General features: G+C 40.7%; 15 protein-coding genes. 4 read left to right on the top strand and 11 right to left on the bottom strand.

The window, feature by feature from the left end; genetic code table 11:
- The first annotated feature begins 68 nt into the window (after positions 1 to 68).
- Positions 69 to 434 carry a nuclear transport factor 2 family protein gene (locus tag NMK93_RS18825; RefSeq protein WP_254526901.1) on the top strand — a complete coding sequence of 122 codons (366 nt, stop codon included), beginning with the start codon at positions 69 to 71 and terminating at the stop codon, positions 432 to 434.
- A gap of 7 nt (positions 435 to 441) precedes the next feature.
- Here NMK93_RS18825 and NMK93_RS18820 read toward each other — a convergent pair whose 3' ends face one another.
- A complete protein-coding gene (locus tag NMK93_RS18820) occupies positions 442 to 1,653 on the bottom strand; it encodes a carboxypeptidase-like regulatory domain-containing protein (protein WP_254526902.1) in 1,212 nt (403 codons plus the stop codon).
- A gap of 115 nt (positions 1,654 to 1,768) precedes the next feature.
- Between NMK93_RS18820 and NMK93_RS18815 the strand changes: the two genes are divergently transcribed.
- Positions 1,769 to 2,974, top strand: coding sequence for an exo-beta-N-acetylmuramidase NamZ domain-containing protein (locus NMK93_RS18815; RefSeq protein ID WP_254526903.1), 1,206 nt, complete (start codon positions 1,769 to 1,771; stop codon positions 2,972 to 2,974).
- Between the two features lie 9 nt (positions 2,975 to 2,983).
- Here the strand turns inward: NMK93_RS18815 and NMK93_RS18810 are convergent, their stop codons facing one another.
- Entirely contained in the window at positions 2,984 to 3,916 is a 933-nt protein-coding gene (locus NMK93_RS18810; protein ID WP_254526904.1) for a GT-D fold domain-containing glycosyltransferase, read from the bottom strand.
- 236 nt (positions 3,917 to 4,152) lie between these two features.
- On the opposite strand from NMK93_RS18810, the gene NMK93_RS18805 reads away from it, so the two are divergent.
- Positions 4,153 to 4,950: a DUF1080 domain-containing protein gene (locus tag NMK93_RS18805; protein WP_254526905.1), complete on the top strand. Its 798-nt coding sequence runs from the start codon at positions 4,153 to 4,155 to the stop codon at positions 4,948 to 4,950.
- A gap of 51 nt (positions 4,951 to 5,001) precedes the next feature.
- On the opposite strand, the gene NMK93_RS18800 is transcribed toward NMK93_RS18805, so the two are convergent.
- Positions 5,002 to 5,193 (bottom strand): hypothetical protein, encoded by a 192-nt coding sequence (locus NMK93_RS18800; protein ID WP_254526937.1) that lies wholly within the window; start codon positions 5,191 to 5,193, stop codon positions 5,002 to 5,004.
- Positions 5,194 to 5,981: 788 nt separating this feature from the next.
- Entirely contained in the window at positions 5,982 to 7,199 is a 1,218-nt protein-coding gene (locus NMK93_RS18795) for an enolase C-terminal domain-like protein (protein ID WP_254526906.1), read from the bottom strand.
- A 223-nt stretch (positions 7,200 to 7,422) separates the two neighbouring features.
- On the opposite strand from NMK93_RS18795, the gene NMK93_RS18790 reads away from it, so the two are divergent.
- Complete coding sequence (locus NMK93_RS18790) at positions 7,423 to 8,139, top strand: DNA alkylation repair protein (RefSeq protein WP_254526907.1); 717 nt, start codon at positions 7,423 to 7,425, stop codon at positions 8,137 to 8,139.
- On the opposite strand, the gene NMK93_RS18785 is transcribed toward NMK93_RS18790, so the two are convergent.
- The 7 genes from NMK93_RS18785 to NMK93_RS18755 all read right to left on the bottom strand — a co-directional run bounded on the left by NMK93_RS18785 (position 8,136) and on the right by NMK93_RS18755 (position 19,479).
- Positions 8,136 to 10,418 (bottom strand): GH92 family glycosyl hydrolase, encoded by a 2,283-nt coding sequence (locus NMK93_RS18785; protein ID WP_254526908.1) that lies wholly within the window; start codon positions 10,416 to 10,418, stop codon positions 8,136 to 8,138. The two genes, NMK93_RS18790 and NMK93_RS18785, sit on opposite strands and share 4 nt — an antisense overlap.
- A gap of 97 nt (positions 10,419 to 10,515) precedes the next feature.
- Entirely contained in the window at positions 10,516 to 11,337 is an 822-nt protein-coding gene (locus NMK93_RS18780; protein ID WP_254526909.1) for a class I SAM-dependent methyltransferase, read from the bottom strand.
- 254 nt (positions 11,338 to 11,591) lie between these two features.
- Complete coding sequence (locus tag NMK93_RS18775) at positions 11,592 to 12,659, bottom strand: metallophosphoesterase (RefSeq protein ID WP_254526910.1); 1,068 nt, start codon at positions 12,657 to 12,659, stop codon at positions 11,592 to 11,594.
- Positions 12,660 to 12,661: 2 nt separating this feature from the next.
- Positions 12,662 to 13,528: an SdiA-regulated domain-containing protein gene (locus NMK93_RS18770; RefSeq protein ID WP_254526911.1), complete on the bottom strand. Its 867-nt coding sequence runs from the start codon at positions 13,526 to 13,528 to the stop codon at positions 12,662 to 12,664.
- 338 nt (positions 13,529 to 13,866) lie between these two features.
- On the bottom strand, positions 13,867 to 14,316 hold the full coding sequence (locus tag NMK93_RS18765; RefSeq protein ID WP_185212677.1) for a PepSY-like domain-containing protein: 450 nt from the start codon (positions 14,314 to 14,316) through the stop codon (positions 13,867 to 13,869).
- 430 nt (positions 14,317 to 14,746) lie between these two features.
- The gene (locus NMK93_RS18760; RefSeq protein WP_185212676.1) at positions 14,747 to 16,204 is read right to left on the bottom strand and encodes a SusD/RagB family nutrient-binding outer membrane lipoprotein; all 1,458 of its coding nucleotides are present in this window, start codon (positions 16,202 to 16,204) and stop codon (positions 14,747 to 14,749) included.
- An 11-nt stretch (positions 16,205 to 16,215) separates the two neighbouring features.
- Positions 16,216 to 19,479 (bottom strand): SusC/RagA family TonB-linked outer membrane protein, encoded by a 3,264-nt coding sequence (locus NMK93_RS18755; protein WP_254526912.1) that lies wholly within the window; start codon positions 19,477 to 19,479, stop codon positions 16,216 to 16,218.
- Positions 19,480 to 19,523: the final 44 nt, after the last annotated feature.

Below are 19,523 nucleotides of genomic sequence, written 5' to 3'. Positions count from 1 at the left end.
TATGAATAATGAAACGTTTGAATTGTCGTTACTATAGGAATAAATAACCTGATCATAAATCGAATGCCATGATGAAAAAGCAAGATATCCTGACCCTTGAAAACCAACTTTATGATGCCATGAAATCGGCCAACCTCGAAATGTTGGATAAGCTATTGCATAAGGATTTGCTGTTTATTATCCCAAGCGGAGAGATTATTGGCAAAGAGAAGGATTTAGAAACCTATCGTTCTGGAGTTCTTAAAATCATTGATCTCAGCCCAGATGTTGAAAACCTAAATATCATTGATGACGTTGCCATAATCACCTTAAGAATGAGGTTAATGGGAAGTTATTCCGGAGAACCTTTTGAAGCCCAGTTTCGATATATCCGTTTTTGGAAAGAATTCGAAGATGAAATAAAGGTTATCGGTGGAAGCGGAATTGCCCTATAATTTAAGCTTAATCACTTGGTACATAATCCAAGGGCAACATATAGGCTAGTTTAGAATAGCCAACGGCATAGCCGCTCAATATCCAGTTAGCCGTTGGAAAATAGGAGCCTTGTGGCTCAATGATGATTCCATCGGTCTCGACGATGGACAGTTCGGAAACCTCGCTGGCGGCTTTCTGTAAGATCTTGTTCTTGGATTTTGAAAAATCAGCAGGGTAGATGATATAGAGGTAATCAGCGTAATTAATTTTCATGAGGCCCTTCTCTTTATCCTCTGCTGCGATAATTTCAGTGGGACGCATAATCCCCATCAAATAGCTGATTTTCTCAGGTTGAGTCATCTGCTTTCGTATGGTATTTACCTTGTCTTCCGTGTAGTCCTTTTGAGAGACATAGAATAGGTTCCAGTTTCCTCGATATTTCTTCTGAACGCTGTCTAATATGGCATTATATTTTTGTCTGGCCTCCAGGCGAACTGCATTGTCTTCCTTAACCAATTTCCTGACGATATAACCGTCCTGTTCCCATTGTTTGTTATAGGTACTCCGCACAAACCTGTTCAAGGACAATAGGTAGGACACATTTCGGTTCTTTTTATATTTAGACCGTCCCTTGCCTATATCCTTAAAAAAAGCATAACCCTCGAAAAGAAACATCCTGCTTGCAAAGTCCATTCTAAATCCCCCTAGGTCGTAGGTCAGCTCATAACCCAGGGCATCATTACGAATCTTAAGGGGCTCGGTACAGATTGCCGTCAAGACATTAGCCTTTTTGTCAAATCGGAATTTTACGACCTCATGGTTAAGGATTTTGCATTCCTCGGCAAAGTCTCCTTGTCCTATTAAATTCTCAATAAAAAAGTCGCCCCATTCCTTCCAGCCATCTTTTAGGTAATTGGTAACCACCACTTCTTCTATAGCTGTGGACTTTTCCTTGATCGCGATGACCAGCTCGTGCTGCAGGGGGAGCTGTATTTCCAAGACCCTTTTTTCAAAGCCCATATTGCTCACCACCAGTTCAACATTCCTGTTCGGCGAATGGAGGGTAAACAGTCCTTCCTTATTCGAGCTGGTTCCCAATGAAGAATTATTGATATAGATTGAAGCACCGGCCATAGGGCTGCGGTCATCTGCATTGATGATTTTCCCTTGGATGCTATGTTGGGCCAATAGGGGATGGGCAAAGAAAATAGACGCAAGAAATAGGTAGAATCGGATCATGTTACGACATTTTCGTAAATATACTGAAAAGCAAGAAGAGATTTCAGTAGCATTAGGGCTTTAATTTGCAGCTAGTTGGTCTTTAATCTTTTGATAAAATGCTATATTTAGTTCTATGAAAAAGGTAGTTTTCCTAGTATGGACATTGCTATTAGCCGTGAATTGCCTAATTGCGCAGGTTCATTATTCCAATGATATCATTCGGACCGGCGCTGAACGCACAGAAAAGTACATGCCACAGCTACAGGGTAAAAGAGTTGCCCTGATTGCCAATCAAACTTCCATAATAGGGGATAAACATCTATTGGATAGCCTCGTGAATGCTGGGATAGAGATTGTCAAGGTCTTTGGTCCAGAACATGGCTTCCGGGGGAATGCCAGCAATGGAACGTCTGTGGGCGATGAGGTAGATCCGAATACAGGGGTCAAGATCATCTCGCTTTATGGGAAAAAGAAGAAGCCTTCAAAGGAGGACCTTGCTGATGTGGATGTACTGCTCTATGATATACAGGATGTGGGCTGCCGCTTCTATACCAACATAAATGTCTTACGGGATGTGATGCAGGCAGCGGCAGAAAATGGAAAGGAAATGCTTATCCTGGACCGACCTAACCCTAATGCATACTTCATTGATGGGCCTATTTTGGATATGAAGAACAAATCTGGAATCGGGCAGTTTCCAATTCCCATAGTTCATGGACTTACGGTTGCCGAATTTGCACTTATGGCAAATGGAGAGGGCTGGTTGGGTAATGGCCTGAAATGTAAGTTAAGAGTCGTTGAAAATGCCAACTATAATCACAGCCTAATGTATAAGTTGCCGGTTAATCCTTCACCGAACCTCAACACTCCTGAGAGTATTCTATTATATCCGACAACCTGCCTTTTTGAAGGGGTTTCACTAAACCATGGACGTGGTACTGATTTTCCATTCACCGTTGTAGGTGCGCCAATGTTCAAGGGAATCTATGAATTCAGTTATACGCCGGTTTCTATGCCTGGACGTGCAGAAAATCCATTGTATCAGGACCAGGTTTGCTATGGTCTGGACTTGCGTGGGACAGATTTCGAGGAGTTGGTCAAATCCAAGAAGATTAATCTGAAATGGATGATTGAGCTTTATGCTAAAAGCCCAGATAAACCTGCCTTTTTTGAAAGGTTTCATCCACAGATCGGTAATATCGACTATCTCGTTGGGGTGTCAGTTTTTAAGGATCAGATCCGTGCCGGTATGACGGAAGACCAGATCCGTAAAACTTGGGAGCCCGGTATTGAGAAATATAAGAAGATGCGCAAAAAGTACTTGTTGTATAAGGAATAGGGATCTTTTTTAGATCCTAAAAACAACAGCGCTTTCCTCGTAATCCTCTTGAGTAGCCGGGAAAGGATCGTTTTGGATACTCTCTACAGTCCCGATTTTAATGCCTGCTATTGAGCTATCTTCTGTAGCCTTCGTTAGAAAGAAGTGGTATTCCAGTTCTAGATAGCCCAAGTCAAGTGCTCTGAACCCTTCCTTTGCCAGGTCGTATCCTAATACCGCCGAGGTTGGTCCTAGGGCGAGAATGATTAATTTATTGGATCCGTATTTTTTTGCTGCCGATAAGATTTCATTATAATGCTTAAAGCTGTTGCTATTCGGGCATTCAATCCTTTCTATGCTTTTAGCATTGTCATAAAAGCCTTGTCCCTTGCCTAGATTGCTGCCTTTGCCCTCGATTATTAATAAATCCTGATCTTCCCAAAGTCTTTTCCAATGCGTTATCCTTTTTTCAATGTCCTCTTGATCCTTGTTTCTGTCATCAAGATAGAACCTACTGATCTGCGCATTGAGGTAAGTGTAATCCTTCCTCAGAAACGATGATATTTTGTAGAATAACTCGTGTAAATAATGTTGCCAAAACCCTATTGAAGAATCTGTCAACTTGTTGTTATCTAGGTCTACTAAGGTTCGAGGAACTGCAATTTTTAAATTGTATTGATCGGTCCTTCTATCCTTCAGAATTTCCAGCAACCTCTTTTTGAGATTAGGGTCTGCTTCCTGATGTTTTAATGAGACGTTCCTTGGACACAGGAACTCTCCATTCAGCATCAAGGTAAATTCTCCATCCCCAAATCTGGATAATGAACATTTGGAATCAATCAAATAGTCAAGGCTTTCATCAAAGGTCAGTACCTGCAGTTTGTTGTTCTGAAGTTCTTTGCTGGACCTGGAAACATTGAGTTTCCAATCTATCTTGTTCAATAGCTTATGAAGGATGTTCATTTAATAATTAGTTTGGTTACTGTGATGCTGTAAATGTACTATAAAACATTCAGGATTAGGGATAAGTACGCCCAAACTATTGTATTTGTAAATGGATATCTAATCTTTTGTTTATATGTCGAACATGGCGATTCTAATACTTTGCATGAAAATATAGGACTGGGAAAGTTTATTAAATTATTATATCCACAAGGGATTATCCTGTATATTGCAGGCAAATCATTCCTAAAACCAAAATGAAAAAAGTTGTTATTCCTATTCTGTTTGCATGTTTATTGTTTTCTGGCTGTAAGAGCAATTTATCCCAAAAGGGAAATGCTGATTGGAAACCCTTGTTTAATGGGAAGGATATCGATGATTGGTTTGTCAAGATCCATCATCATGAGGTAGGTGAGAATTTTGGAAATACCTTTCGTGTGGAAGATGGTATCATCAAGATCAGGTATGATCAATACGGCGATTTCAACGATCAGTTTGGCCACCTGTATTATAAGACCCCGTTTTCCTATTATCACCTGAAATTTGAATATAAGTTTGCTGGTGAACTTCAACGTGGGGCACCGGAATATACCTTATTAAACTCTGGCATAATGTTCCATTCTCAAGATCCTCGTGGGATGCTAAAAGAACAGGATTGGCCTATTTCCGTCGAAATGCAATTACTTGCCGGACTTGGTGACGGCAAACCTAGACCGACGGGTAATATGTGTTCTCCAGGGACCAATGTGGTTTACCAAGGTAAGATTGCCGAATCACACTGTTTGAATTCGACGTCTAAGACCTATGATAAACACCAGTGGGTCAAAGGAGAATTGATCGTTTATGGAGACTCACTGATCCAGCATATTATTGAAGGCGATACTGTGCTGCAATATTCTAAACCGCAGATCGGGGGTGGTACTGCAAATGGTTATGATCCGAAAATTAAGATTGACGGCAAACTATTGAGCAGTGGTTTTATTGCTTTGCAGAGTGAAGGACAGCCGGTAGATTTCAGGAATATTTATATCAAAGATCTTTCGAAGCCCTTTTAATAGCATAGAGCGGAATGCCCACGAGGCATAATACTACGGTTGCAATGGCAGCTACCATAAGTCAGCTTTACTGGAGATAAAGACTAAGGCAAAGAGCAATAGTGCGATTAAAAACAGGGAAAATGCGAACACTTTAAGGCCAAATAGATTCTGTTTTTTTATTATTTTGTTGAGTGAGATGACCCCTGCGGCTGCTCTTGACCCATATTTGGCCGCAGAGGCTGCATCTCTTAATACGCTTATACTTTCTGCATCGTTTGGATTTACATCATCGATGCTATTATTGGGAACAGAACTTACAATAATAAAGGGATATTGATTGAGCGACTGGTCTTATTGTTTGTTCCAACCACCTGCACCTTTACGGAACCAATGGGCCCTTGGGTAACAGTATGTAGGATGGCCTCCCTTATTTTTGTTTTTTTGTCCTTGCAAATCGTTAATGGAAATCAGCAACGAGAAAATGGTTAATAATAATTGTTAGGACTCTGTTCACTTGATTCTTTTTTATTCGGTAGGAGATTTGGGTTGATTCTTTAATTAACCGGGTCTGATGATTATCTCCTTTATAACCTATTTCTTTGCCTTTATTATTATGAATGTTTCCTAATATTATGGGTCAGCTCTGCATTGGTTACATTCAAATATAGAAGCACTATTTTATTCTTGCAAATTTATTTTTTAATTAATAGTAATTTTTACCGCTAAATATATCAACAAAGTAAAAAACGTAATGAAAACATTTAAATTAAGCCTGTTAGGATAAATTAAATTTTCTTATTGCGTTAAATGAATGACTTGTGGTTTATTTAGTGTTTTAAGGCGTTATTTTGAACTAGGCGGATTTAGGATTGTTTATCTGTCTTGCTTTGGTATAATGATATTAAATACTATTTTTAATCTAAACCGTAATGTAACCTATGGGAGAAACAAATTCAAGTACTCTAGCCTTAAGTAACATATGTAGACATCGATATCGATGTCTACTCCAAAGATCTTAGAATTTCCGAACACCTAACACTTTCTAAATGCTATATGGTCTTCAATAACTGCATTCCAAAACCCGGTAGGTCAGGCGGAATTAATTTTCCATCTTTTACCGCGTAGGCTGTGAGGTCCATATCGTCTGAACTGCTTGTTACTCCTTCAATAGTGACGGTATTTCCCAGGCCACCAGCCAAATGCGCCGTATAATTCGTTTTCAGTAATGAGCCCCAAGCATGCGGAGAGGCGAGGGTGCCGGTCTTGACCAGTTCAGGCATCATCCTTCTCCAATTAGTAAAGCCCAGACCTTCGATATCAGTTAATTGCACGTCCAAGAGCTTCTGTTCAAAGAGTTTCTTGAGGAACACTTGGTCTGGATCCGCTTCACCATCGGCCAACAAAGTGTCCAACTTTTCCTGTTGGACAAATTCCCGAAGCTTTTTATAGTCTTCTACTGTTTCATGGAAAGGCTCTTCAATCCAGAAAAGCTTAATCCCAGCAATCCCTTTTAAATATTGGATAAACTCATCACTTGTAAATCCATTGTTTCCATCCACCAAGATCTCACAATCTGGAAATGCAGTAGCAACGGCCTTTGTAACTTCAATATCCCTTTGCATACCATCGGCTTTCGGCATCCATTTATGACCACGACCTATTTTTAATTTAAACTGTCTGTAACCCACTCCGTAATCAAATCGGCACTCCTCCAGAATTTTATCAATTCCGGCGGGCTGATCCTTAGGTTCTAGATCGTCAAAATAGATCATGCCGCTATAATACTTGGTAATAAAGGGGTCCTTTTTGCCTAATAGAGCATATACTGGCTTTTGAAGGATGACACCTGCCAAATCATGTAAGGCCATGTCAAAAACGATATGTTTTTCAGAAAGTGTCCCAGCTTTTGGGGTAAAGAGATCCGATATTTTTTTACCAACTAACTCAGGGATCAACTGTTCGGCATCTTTTTTTGATCCTCGGAGGGACGCCCAACCCATTGCACCTTGATCCGTTCTTAAACAACAGATGTCCAGCTCAGGTCCATGGCCATGAAGGTCTAGCCTGGCATTTTTTCCAACCAGTCTAGGATAGTTTAGTTTTACTTTTGAAAATACTATACTATCTATTTTATGTTCGGCAAGTTCCCTTTCGTCTGCTGCCAATTCGAATAGATCCGCCAAAGGACTACCATATCCATTGGAATTTAAGAGTAGGGAAGAGGCAAAGCCAATACCTAAGGAGTTGATAAAGGTTCTTCTTTTCATAGGTTTTTGTGGTAAGTTGATTATACAAAATTACAACAAAAAACATTTCCTTATGTTTGGTTATTAGTGATTTAGGTTAGGTCTTTTGCTCTGCAATTCCTCCAGTAGCTCATCCAAGTTTCCTAGACTGGCAGACATACCTGCCAAACTAAATCGACCTCAGCATCTGGTTTCATAAGTATTTTGAATAATTTCTTTTATCTATTTTTCTAAATTTGACTCCATGAATGATCTTTTGCTTGATATCCGGCAAACCCTAATGGACAATGTCGATAAAACCACTTCTGACTCCATGGCTCGTTTTTTTAAAGAAGGAGAAGGTGCAACGCGCTATGGCGTGCCCATTGAAATTGTTCGAAAGATAGGCAAGGAGGTTTATCAGGATATCAAAAAGAAGCCAAAACAGGAGATCTTTACCTTATGTGATGAACTTTGGAAATCCAAGATCTTTGAAGAAGCCTATATTGCATGTATCATCACTAAATCCATTCGTAAACATTATGAGGCGGAAGACATGAAGGTCTATGAAAACTGGGTCAATCTATATGTCAACAATTGGTCGGATTGTGATACGCTTTGCTGTACGACCATTGGCTATAATCTGATTCAATTTCCAGAAAATGTAAAAATGCTGAAGACCTGGGCAAAGTCCAAAAATCGCTGGACCAAGCGTGCCGCAGCGGTTAGTTTAGTGGTTCCTGGTAAGAGAGGCTATTACTTGGCTGATGTTTTTCAGATTGCTGATATCCTCATGATGGATCCTGATGATATGGTGCAGAAAGGCTATGGCTGGATGTTGAAAGAAACCAGCAAAGCCTATGAAAAAGAGGTTTTCGACTATGTAATGAGGCACAAGGCAAGGATGCCAAGGACTGCCCTGCGCTATGCCATTGAGAAAATGCCGGATGACCTTAAGGCTGCGGCCATGAAAAAAGACTAATTCTTTACCGGTTGCTGCAATGAAAATGGTCTTGCCTCTTTACTGGTTCCTCGGCTTTTATTTGGAGTACCGCTCATCTCAAAGACCATTTCACCGCCTTTATTGATGTCATCAAAAGTAATATAGTTCCTGTCCAAGGGTTTGCCGTTCAGTTCGGCCGATTGAATATAGACATTCTCTGGATTGTTGTTCTTTGCCTGGATAACAAAAGTTTTTCCATTCTCTAAACTGATAGTTGCCTTTTCAAATACGGGGCTCCCGATCACATATTGGTCCGTTCCTGGGCATACACTATAGATTCCTAAGGCACTAAGGACATACCATGATGACATCTGTCCTTGATCTTCATCGCCTGGATAGCCTTTTTCCGTGGCATTGTACAATTGCTTGCAAACCATACGCACCTGTTTTTGTGCTTTCCAGGGCTCTCCACTAAAGTTGTAAAGGTAAGGGACATGCTGGGTAGGTTGGTTGCCATGTGCATATTGCCCCATCTTGGCCAATAGCATTTCTCGCATTTCATGGATCTCCTGCTTATAGCTGCCGTATTTTATGCTTTGATCCATCGTGAAAAAGGAATCCAATTTGGCATTAAATCTCTCTTCGCCACCTATCATGCCGATTAAATCCTCAATATTGTGCAAGACCGACCAGGTATATTGCCAAGCATTTGCCTCTGTAAATGGACCTCCCCATTCAACAGGATCAAAATCTGGCCTCCATTCCCCATTCGCTAATCTCCCTCTGACAAAATTGACCTGAGGATCAAATACATTTCGATAATTGTACATCTGTCTTCCAAACACATTTTCGAAAAAGGTGTTACCGGTCAACTTCGCCAATTGATAGGCACAAAAATCATCGTATGCATATTCCAATGTTTTTGCAGTGCTCTCATGGATGTCACCGTAAGGAATATATCCTAGGGTATAATACTCTTTCCAGCCTTCTCTTCCGTTTGATCCTCCATAAAATCCTTTGTTGGTGGTTTCATGGTAATAGGCTCTCAGAGCTGAATCAGGATCAAAGGTCCGGATTCCTTTCACCCAGGCGTCGGTCAGTAAAGAGATGGCATGGTTTCCAATCATGACACCGGACATGCCCGGATTGGACCAAGTCGGGTAAAAACCTGCTTGCTGCTGGGCATCCAATAAAGATTGCATATACCTTCCTTGCATTTGCTGATGTAGAATGTTGCTCAATGGAAATTGAGCCCTAAAGGTATCCCAAAATCCATTGTCCGTATACATGTATCCAGTGTGGATTTTGCCGTCATAAGGACTGTAATAAAAGGGATCGCCCTTGGCATCTATTTCATAGAACTTCCTGGAGAATAAGTTTGCCCGAAACAGGCAGGAATAGAATGTGGCCTTGTCCTCCTCGGAACCACCTTCCACCAAAACCCGATTCAAAAGCTCATTCCAAATCTCAAATCCCTTTTTCTTGGTTACCTCTAAATTTTTATGGTCAGCTAATTCCTGTGTTAAATTGAGTTCTGCCTGGTCCGGACTGATATAAGAAGACGCCATCTTGACTTCTACCTTGGAACCCGGCTTAAACTCCAAAAACGCTCCTACGCCTTTACCTAGGTCCTGCTTATTATTGGCTTTAATCGTCCCTTTCTCGTTTTCCCAAGTGCCGTAAGATTTAAAATCTTGATTGAACTCAAGGACAAAATAACTCTTAAAGTTTTCCGGTACTATCCTTCCATTGTTTACATAGCCAATTATTTTCCTTTCTTCTGGTATGATCTTGATTTCACAGTCTTTGGTATAACCATCAAACACCAAGTTTGCTTTTCCATTTTTTGGAAAACTGAAGCGCATGTGTGCCCCCCGTTCCACCGGACTGATTTCTGTCTGTATGCCGTTGTCAAATTTTACAGAATAGTAATGAGGTTTGGCTACCTCATTTGCATGTGAAAATTTTAACGCACGCTGATCTTCATTGACGGTCAATTCCCCAATTCCCGGCATCAATGAAAACACCGCATAGTCATTCATCCAGGGTGAACATTGATGCACCTGCAGGAAGCCCCTGATTTTATCTGCTTGGTACTGATACTTCCAGCCATCGCCATTTTTTCCGGTCTGCGCAGAAAAGAAATGTACCGCAAAGGGTAGTCCTATGGTCGGGTAAGTGTTTCCATAAGAAAGGGCATATTCTGAATGTGTCCCTTGTAAGGTATTGACGTATTTTACTAAATCTGGTTTTTGAGCCAAGAGATAGGCTGCATGGAATAGAAAAGTCAGGAGCGATACAAAAGATTTAAGCTGCATGGGATTTATAATTGGTGATTTTTGATGATTAAAAATAATCATTTTTGGAATGGGAATGTTGATGGGAATGAAATAATGTTGGGGCACTAGTTTTCCATCACAAATAAGGGTTATGAGGAATATCTGTTAATTTATACCCATCTTTCTTTAATGCTCTTCTCAACTCGGGGGAAGGAGCGGTTTTAAAAACTGCGATACAAAGGGTTTGGCTAGGAGCCAAGCCAAACTTGGTCAACATATCCCGGAAAATCTTTTTTATTTGGATAGCCATAAATTTATGATTTGTATTCTTAGCTTGTATTTTTTCGCAGCCAAGAAACCAAAAATTAGGATTTAACTGTTTTACAGCAATACATGGGAGGTTGAGTGCTGCTGCATATTTTTCAAATTCTCGCTCAGAAACTTTATAGACATAATTGCCAACAGGTTCGTATGAAAATCGGTTTTTCCATATTTTATTGATCATGCCTGGGCTTAATTTTTCCAATATATTCGTGATGAATAATAATGGTGACATTCTAGAAATAGGATCTTGGGGCTCAATTACAATAAAACCATGGTTGGCTACCCTGATCATTTCGTACAAGGCAGCATATGGTCTTGGGAAATGATGATAACTTTCCTTGCAAAGGATATAATCCACGCTATTATCTTCCATCAATATACTTTCTGCATTCTCTGATTTATATTCTGTAATCAAACCAAGCTTTTTAGATATTTCCAATAAGTCAGTCGAAAGGTCTGTCGCAATCACTTGCTTCACTCCGCTATTCAGCAAGAAAGCGGCGTCATGTCCATATGCGTCGCCTAAAGTCATCCAAATTTTTTCCTTATCAATAAGAAGGGGTGTTAGGCTGTCAAAAAATATAGACTGTAACCAATGATTAATACTACCACTGTATTTGATAAACCTGTTCAATACTTCGTGTTTCTTTTCCGGAGATGGAAAGGTGTTTTTGTACCAGTCCGCATGTTTGTTATAGCTGTCCTGATGAAATGGGGATACTGGCATATTGCAACTAGATTTGTATTCTAAAGTAAATAAAATTTAGTAAAAAGCAATACCTTTGTTCTGAGTATCTTCTGAAGAATTAAAATTTAATTTAAGAGTTGTTCTTTGGCTGTGTGTCTAAAGGCTTAGATGAGAGTTTTTAATGGTTAACATTCTTTAATCTAAAACTCAACCAATACCTCATACGACTTCATCAAGGAGTCCTTAGGACTATCGATATAAAAAGTCAGCCTGACCTTATCGTTATCCAGCAAATCAATCACCGAAAAACCTTGTTTATTATAGCCATATTTCAAGGGTTCCCTTTGATGGATATCCGATTGTTTCGACCCAGAACCACTGACCACCTGTCGAATTTTGTCCTGTTCGATATATTGTAGACCATGGTCATGACCTGCGACAAACAGCACTTTTGGATGTTCCGCAGTGGCATCTGTCACCCTTTTGATCAAATCTTGATAGATAGGGTGTTTGAGGTCTTCTGCAAATTTGACTACATGCGTCCGTAATAAGGGGTACAGAGAGCCAATACCGGGTAAAGGGATATAGAGAGAGGACTTCACATCAGTTAACGGGAAGATATGGTCTTTCCAATTATATATTAAGCTATGGTCACCAAAGGATACCATGGGGTGATGCGAAATCATGAGGACCGTTTTGTTCCTGTTCTCCTTTAATATCTTCTTGATATCGGCAATGAACTGATCTTTTTCCGCTGTTACATCACGGTTATGATGAGGAAAGAGCCAGAATTCACTGTCATATAAAACGGCTATGGTTTTGGGATTTAGCGTAAGTACCGTTGGACCGATTTTTCCAGCTTCCGGTAAGTATTTTAGACCAGGGTCGCCATAATTATTCAGAAAATCAGCTTGGGCCTTAATTTTTTCCAGACCTTCTTTTCCAGATCTATCCCAATCATGGTTTCCAGCTAAGAAATAAACGGGAACCTGAAGTTCCCTAAAGCCTTCAAATTGTGATTTTAGGATTTCCTGTGTTTCTTCTTTTTTCTTGCCGCTGAGGGCCATCCCTGTAGGGTAGATATTGTCCCCAATAAAAAAGGCCTTGGTCTTGGTTGGGATTTGAAGTCCATTGGCATTCTTGATCAGAAAACTCTGTTTGTTGTTGATTTCTCCGGCATCCCCAAAAATGATCAATCGTTGCTCAACTTGCTGGGCGATAGCAAATTGGATAAAGAACAGAAAGACAATAAAAAGTATTTTTCTCATGATTATTTCATGTTGATCTGATAAATAAATGCATTGTCTGCTTTTCCTTTTTCGCTGCTGATAAACATTTGATCTTGATTGTTGAAGCTGATGCCTTCAGGTTGTTCAAACTGTTTCTTTTTAAAGTGATGAACTTCCTTGGCTTGGAAGCTCTCATCGAAGATCAGTATAAGTCGGTCAACCGAGGAGAGGAGAAACCACTCATCCGAAGAGTTTCGCTTGCTTAAACCTGAAGGTTTCAGGGAGTCTTTTATTTTAGGGTCAATGTTCGCAATGCTGTTCAGGTCGATGTTAAACTGTTTATTAAGGCTTAGGTCACCTTGGTCCAGAACGTTTAGCACATATCCTGTTAGCCTTGCGTTTCCTTTATCGGCTTTGCAGGATTTGCAGAAAACAATAAGACTGTTGTTCTTCTGGTCATAAGCCATGGACTCATATTCCCCTTTTTCTAACTGACCTCTGAAAGTACTGACCTTTCCTTGGTCAACATCCATGCTGACTGGGAAACTATGGATATCGCCATTGCTTTCCAGCACATAGAAATAATTTCCATCCGTCGTGATTTCCTCGTAATCGCCTGCGGGACCGAATTCAAATTGGGAACTGATGTTGCCGTTTTTGAGGTCGTAGGTGAAGACAATTCCTTCTTCATCTTGCAGCACATAAGCAATGTCTTGGCTGTTTGGAAGAAATGTCAAGCCTGATATTTCATTTAATTCTGTGGGTAGGGTATAGGTCTTTTTTGCATAGAGCTCTGCTGAACTGGATTCTGATTGTTCTTCTTTATTATCTGTGTTCTGTCCTGTTTGGTTCTGGCAGGAAATAAAGGTAGAAAGCAATAGCAAAAATGGTAATATTTTATATATCATTGTTATTTCAAGTGAATTTTGATCATTTCAGCAAATTAAGCTACGGAAAATTTCAAAAAGCTGGATAATCTATTGGTAATATTTATTCGAATTTGGAAAACACTTCTGGACGTAGATTAGATATTATATTGACCTCATTCGAGACATATTCCGAATTTTCCGAACGTGTCTCGAATATGGGTAAACTAATATTCAAGAGATCTTCTGAAAATTATGGTTGTAGACAGCCGGAATATGGCTCTCAATAGAGAAGATTTTAACCATATAGGAACAAAAAAGGACTGCCTCATGAGGCAGTCCAACTATTTTGAGAGATGTATTGATTTTGTTCTGATCTCTTATTTATCAATCTTAATGAAGTTTCCATCCAGATCGAAATCAAGGTCCGTACCATCTGTCAATTCGATTTCATAGCCATCATCTTCAATTTCGATGCTGTTTACACCTAAGTTGGGGTAATTTAGGGTCACATAAGCAAGGATCTTTGCAGGAACAAATTCATTTGGGATGGTTCCATCGTCTTTTACGGCTTCAATTTCTACCCAATTGCCATCTTTGTCAAATTCTACTTTGATTCCATTGTCCAGAATAACTTCGAATTCTTTCTTGGTTTGGTTATCATTCACCTTGGATAGTTTTACGATGCTAGCACCTTTGAACCTGGCTGACAAAAAAGTGTTTGCTTTGCTCGGTAATACTACTTCATTTACATTGTCATCTTTGCTACAAGAAACTGCAAATACTGCAATGGCCAATAGGAACGATAATCCCAATAATAACTTTTTCATAGATCTTTTTTTTGTTATCAATAATTGTTTTTAATGATTGATCCCGCATGTGTTATTGTCATACAGAATCAACCTAGGCTATCGATATCAATGCCAGTGCTCAAGACCTTACCACTTATCGATATTTAATCATTAAACTATTTTTTAGAAAGTTGTTAAAACATTGAATTATAGCGGTTATGCGTTTAACAAATAATTTAATCCACTATTATTGTAGTGTTAAATTAATGTTACACCACTCCTAAAAGGCTGTCCTTATTAATATTCAAATTGTATCATTTTGAATACAATCGGACGGTTGGCAGGTCAAAAATGCTGTTTTTGAGCGATAGGGGCCCTTTTTGGAGATTTAGCCTATTGCTTTTTCCTTTTAGCAAAGAGAGGCTGCCTTTCAGGGACAGCCTCTCTTTTTTAGCTTATGTGCTTCATGTTATTTTTCCCACCATACTTTGGTATGGAAGGTATCACCGCCCATTTGCTGAACAGCTTTTGCATAGTTGTCCGGATTAAATCGGCGGACTTCATTTTTATACATAAAGCGGGTTGGCATGACAGCATCATGCAACATAAATTCTGTTTTTGGCAGTTTTGGGAATCCAGTTCTGCGGTATTCAAACCATTGTTGATAATCGACCATAAACAGGGAAAGGTATTTTTGGAGCATAATCCTTTCGAGCGTACCATTGAATGCTGCCGCTGGATTGTCGAAATAATTTGCCGGCATCACACCGCCATACTGCTCGATAGAAGCTTTCACCCCTTTTTCATAAGCTGCTTTCGCCTCTGCGGTCAACCCCAAGGCATTATAGGTTTCTGCTTTGATGAATTCTACTTCGGCATAGGTCATGATCAATTCCTTGATCGGGGTGCCAACCACTTCCGGATACATCAAATCGCCATTTGGTGTACTTGGGCTATAGCTGATGCCTGAAAGATCGCCAGAGTGACCGGCAGGGATACCTTTATATCCGATAGGGACAATTTTACCGTCAACCAATTCCGTTGCTTGGGTCATGATAAACGGTCTTCTAGGATCTTCTAAGCTGTTCAAGTTATCAACAAAGAAAGAAGCCATCGCAGTAAAGTTTACATAATCTTGGCGTCTACCCCATGCATAGTCGTAAGGTGAAAGACCGGTGATACTCAAAATCGCTGCATCATCATTGGAAGTGAAGATAGGGTATTTTTCGGGATCATCTAAAATGGTCTTGATCTTAGCATATACATTCGAACGTTTTGAGGTTCTTAAGATATAGCGCAATAACATGGAGTTGTTGAATTTACGCCACTTATCTTTTTTGTTATTGTACAACAGGTCGTTCCCATTCATTTCTGAAGGGTCGGTATACTGTAGATTGGCTTTTTCTAGGGCAGCAATCATGTCCGTGTAGATCTTTTCCTGTGTGTCAAAAACAGGTTGATCCACACCATCTTCCGCTTTCATGGCCTCAGAAAGAGGGACATCACCAAAACTATCGGTCAAGATGCCTGCGATATAGGCTTTCAATGTAGTTGCAACTGCCTCGTATACCGGAAGCTTGGTGTTTCCATTGATGGCTGCACTTTCCATTTCACGGATATTCCTTAGGTACCTGTAGCAATTGTTCCAAGTTCCATCACCAGATTGTTCCGTAAAATAATAGCGGTGGATACCATTGGCAGCGCTGGGATTTGCAAGGCCATCCTGCATGATTTCCCAAGTGAAGTCATTGCTTCGAACGGTAAAATAAGTGGCCATTCCATATACTGTTGGAGTTACCAAGGTGCCGGGAGCAACAAATTCCAATTTATTGGGATTATTGTTGGTCTCGTCAAAGTCTTTCGTACATCCTGTCAATCCTGCAGAAAGAACAAGAGCGATAAGGATATTTTTATAGTTGATTTTCATTGTTTTTCAGCTTAGAAGTTTACTTTCAAATTCATTCCAAAGGTTCTAGTACTTGGCATTTGGCCCATCTCTACACCTGGCATAATGGTGGCACCATTTAATGCTGCGGTTTCTGGATCGTACATTGGGAAGTCGGTGATCATGAAAAGATCACGTCCAAAGAATGCGATAGAAGCATTGTTCATTTTCCATTTTGAAACCAAAGATTTCGGCAAGGCATATTCAAACCTCACTTCACGAAGCTTTAGGTAAGAAGCATCGAAGCTATTGGTTTCTACGTTTGCTCTTCTGTAGTAATCACCATAATAAGTGTTGATTGCTACTTCTTTGGTATTGGGACTGAAAGAACCATCTGCATTTTGGATTACCCCATCACCTACGATCTTTCCGGTTTCACGGCCTCGAAGGGTGTGCTCCAACTTACCTTGTTCAGACATTTTGTGGTGTGTCTGTGAATAAACGATACCACCATACTGCCCATCGATCAATGCACTTAAGGTAAAGTTCTTGTATCTGATTTCATTGTGGAATCCACCTCTCCAATCGGCATAGGCATTTCCAATTTTCACTTTATCAGCAGGGCGAACCGGCAAGCCTGTTTTTGCGTCATAGATTACCTGACCTTGATCGTTGCGTACCAATCCGTAACCCCAAAGGTCACCTGTAGAACCACCGACTGTCGCGATGATTTCCGCTGCACCCGATCCGCTCGATGCAATGACTTGTTGCGGTGTTTCCACACCTTCACTTAACTCTAGGATCTCATTGTTGTTCTTTGCCCAGTTTGCCGTAACGTTCCATTGGAAGTTTTCGTTTCTCACTGGCGTTCCGGTCAAGCTGACTTCCCAGCCTTTGTTCTGGATCAGACCACCATTGATAACTTCAGAGCTGAAGCCTGTAGTGACGTCACGCGGAACAATGAGGATTTGGTTTCTGGAGCGGTTGAAATAATAGTTAACATCGGCAGTCAAGCGATTGTTAAAGAAGGCAACATTCACCCCCGCTTCTGTAGAGGTTGAAATCTCTGGTTTAAGGTCTGCATTATGCAAAAGGGAAGGAGCTTCTGCAGAACCAGGGAAAATGGAATTGTTGAAATACTTTATCGTCTGGTATGGATCGGCGTCATTACCAACCTGGGCCCAAGATAGGCGAAGTTTGGCAAAGGAGATCTGGCTTGGCATTTCCATCATCTCACTCAGTACAAAACTACTGCTCACTGATGGGTAGAAGTAAGAACGGCTGCTGTTTGGCAGGGTAGAAGACCAGTCATTTCTAGCTGTCACATCGACAAAGATCATGTCTCGCCAGCCTAGGTTTACCATTCCGAACACACTCTGGATCTCTTTCTGCGTCGCTGTATTTTCAGCAACAGGAGTCGTCAAGGCATTCGCTAATTTGTACACCCCGGGGGAAGTCAATCCTCTGGCCACACCTATATCTTCCTTGATGTCACGTTTCATGATGTTACCACCAAGGGATGCACGGATATTGAAATCTTCATTGATCTGATCATTATATGAAAGCAATGCGTCGGTATTGGATTCCATGTAGAACAGATCCTGTTGTTTATAAAATCCTTTCGGAAAATTGGCGGTATCCCATGGACGACGCTGTTCCCTGATATCCGAACGCATGGAAAGACCCGAACGGAGCATGATTTCCCATTTTGGGTTGAAGGTATAAACCCCCTGTAACATACCATCGATTCCATGGCTCTTTAAGCTATTTGTCATTTCATAGGCAATGACAAATGGATTTTCTATATAGGAGCTGAATGGATGGATCTGTTCGATATCCTCTCTGTCCTTTTTCCACATAGGTCTGTACCAATCTAGGCTGATGCTAGGATTTTGGAAAATCATGAAATAGCCAATGGATTGGTTGTTATAACCTGTTCCTGGAAGGTTATCACTGCCTTTGTTTGTATAATTGGCTTTCATGTTGATCTTCAGCTTATCACTTAGTTTTGCAGCTGAATTGATAGAGGCCACCAATCTCTCAAAACCGGTATTAGGCATGATCCATGAGTTTTTGGTATGGGTCAATGAAGCTCTTGTGGTGAAGTTTTCATTTCCGCCATCGAATGAAACACTGTTCATGTAGGTTTCTCCGACGTTGAAGAAATCTTTTACACCGCCTTTATATGGAACCCATGGCGTTCTGCTGGTGCCGCCCATTTCGGTGCTTGGGTCATATTGAAAATATTCCTGACCGTCGAATTTTGGTCCGAAGGCACTGGAGGTTGATCCCGTGTTCTTTCCGTCTTCTGTCAATCCGTATGAATAGTATTGTTCACCTGCAGCATTACGCTCCAAGTTTCCTTGTCCATATTCATATTGGAATGCAGGCCATTTCAGGACTGATTGGAAGCTGGTATTGGAGTTAATGGAAATACCGATTCCTTTTTTGCTATTTCTTCCTGATTTGGTGGTTATGATCAATGCCCCGTTACCGGCACGGCTACCGTACAATGCGGTAGCGGCAGCACCCTTCAATACCGAGATGGATTCGATGTCATCGGGGTTGATATCGCCCAGGCCATTTCCAAAGTCGATAGGAATATCTTTATCTGCGCCACTGGAGCCTGCGCCGTAAGCATCTGTTACACCCGAACTGAAGCGGCCAGTCACCATCGGTATACCATCCACCACGATCAAGGCTTCGTTTTTGCCCGGATCTAAGGAACGGTCTCCTCTTAAATTAATTCTTGCAGTATTTAAAGGGCCTGAACTCGCTTGTGTGATGTTCAATCCGGCAACCTTTCCTTTCATTGCGTCTACCCAGTTGCTTGGGGTAGCTTCGGTCATTTGCTCAGCAGTTACCTTACTGACTGCATAACCCAAGGATTTTTCCTCTCTCTTTATCCCTAAAGCAGTTACTACCACTTCTTGGATGGATTCATCAGAAGGAGTCATGTTGATTCGAACTGATTTTGAATCGCTGTTCCATTGTTGGCTATGCGTCTGGAAACCTAAGCTTTGGAAGCTGACCGGTTTTCCTGCATCCACCTGAATGGAAAATTCTCCATTTTGATTACTGGTTCCTATTGCTTTCCCATCAGCAATAATGGTTACACCACTGATCGCTGTATTGCTGCTCTGATCATAGATGATACCTGAAACTGAAATTTTCTGTTGTTTGTTCCATTCAGCTGTTGTTGCTGTTGAATGGAAGGAATAGGACATTGCTGGTGAAAAACCAAGTCCGAGTAGGAGTAAGAAAGTACATGAGGTTCGTTTAGAACTTCGATGAAAAGGAGTAAATACTTTTTTCATATTTTTTTCGATGTTAGATGTCGAGGAATCATGGGTTCTTCCTC

Source organism: Sphingobacterium sp. LZ7M1 (genome assembly GCF_024296865.1).
Taxonomy (GTDB): Bacteria; Bacteroidota; Bacteroidia; order Sphingobacteriales; family Sphingobacteriaceae; genus Sphingobacterium.
The sequence above is the reverse complement of the archived record's forward strand: the minus strand, read 5'-3'. Positions and strand labels throughout refer to the sequence as shown.

What these genes read in the sequence shown, in the direction of transcription:
- NMK93_RS18765 (WP_185212677.1), bottom strand. Translation starts at nt 14,316, where the DNA reads ATGAAAAAGTTATTATTGGGATTATCGTTCCTATTGGCCATTGCAGTA.
- NMK93_RS18810 (WP_254526904.1), bottom strand. Translation starts at nt 3,916, where the DNA reads ATGAACATCCTTCATAAGCTATTGAACAAGATAGATTGGAAACTCAAT.
- NMK93_RS18760 (WP_185212676.1), bottom strand. Translation starts at nt 16,204, where the DNA reads ATGAAAATCAACTATAAAAATATCCTTATCGCTCTTGTTCTTTCTGCA.
- NMK93_RS18795 (WP_254526906.1), bottom strand. Translation starts at nt 7,199, where the DNA reads ATGAAAAGAAGAACCTTTATCAACTCCTTAGGTATTGGCTTTGCCTCT.
- NMK93_RS18825 (WP_254526901.1), top strand. Translation starts at nt 69, where the DNA reads ATGATGAAAAAGCAAGATATCCTGACCCTTGAAAACCAACTTTATGAT.
- NMK93_RS18815 (WP_254526903.1), top strand. Translation starts at nt 1,769, where the DNA reads ATGAAAAAGGTAGTTTTCCTAGTATGGACATTGCTATTAGCCGTGAAT.
- NMK93_RS18755 (WP_254526912.1), bottom strand. Translation starts at nt 19,479, where the DNA reads ATGAAAAAAGTATTTACTCCTTTTCATCGAAGTTCTAAACGAACCTCA.
- NMK93_RS18775 (WP_254526910.1), bottom strand. Translation starts at nt 12,659, where the DNA reads ATGAGAAAAATACTTTTTATTGTCTTTCTGTTCTTTATCCAATTTGCT.
- NMK93_RS18820 (WP_254526902.1), bottom strand. Translation starts at nt 1,653, where the DNA reads ATGATCCGATTCTACCTATTTCTTGCGTCTATTTTCTTTGCCCATCCC.
- NMK93_RS18770 (WP_254526911.1), bottom strand. Translation starts at nt 13,528, where the DNA reads ATGATATATAAAATATTACCATTTTTGCTATTGCTTTCTACCTTTATT.
- NMK93_RS18790 (WP_254526907.1), top strand. Translation starts at nt 7,423, where the DNA reads ATGAATGATCTTTTGCTTGATATCCGGCAAACCCTAATGGACAATGTC.
- NMK93_RS18805 (WP_254526905.1), top strand. Translation starts at nt 4,153, where the DNA reads ATGAAAAAAGTTGTTATTCCTATTCTGTTTGCATGTTTATTGTTTTCT.
- NMK93_RS18785 (WP_254526908.1), bottom strand. Translation starts at nt 10,418, where the DNA reads ATGCAGCTTAAATCTTTTGTATCGCTCCTGACTTTTCTATTCCATGCA.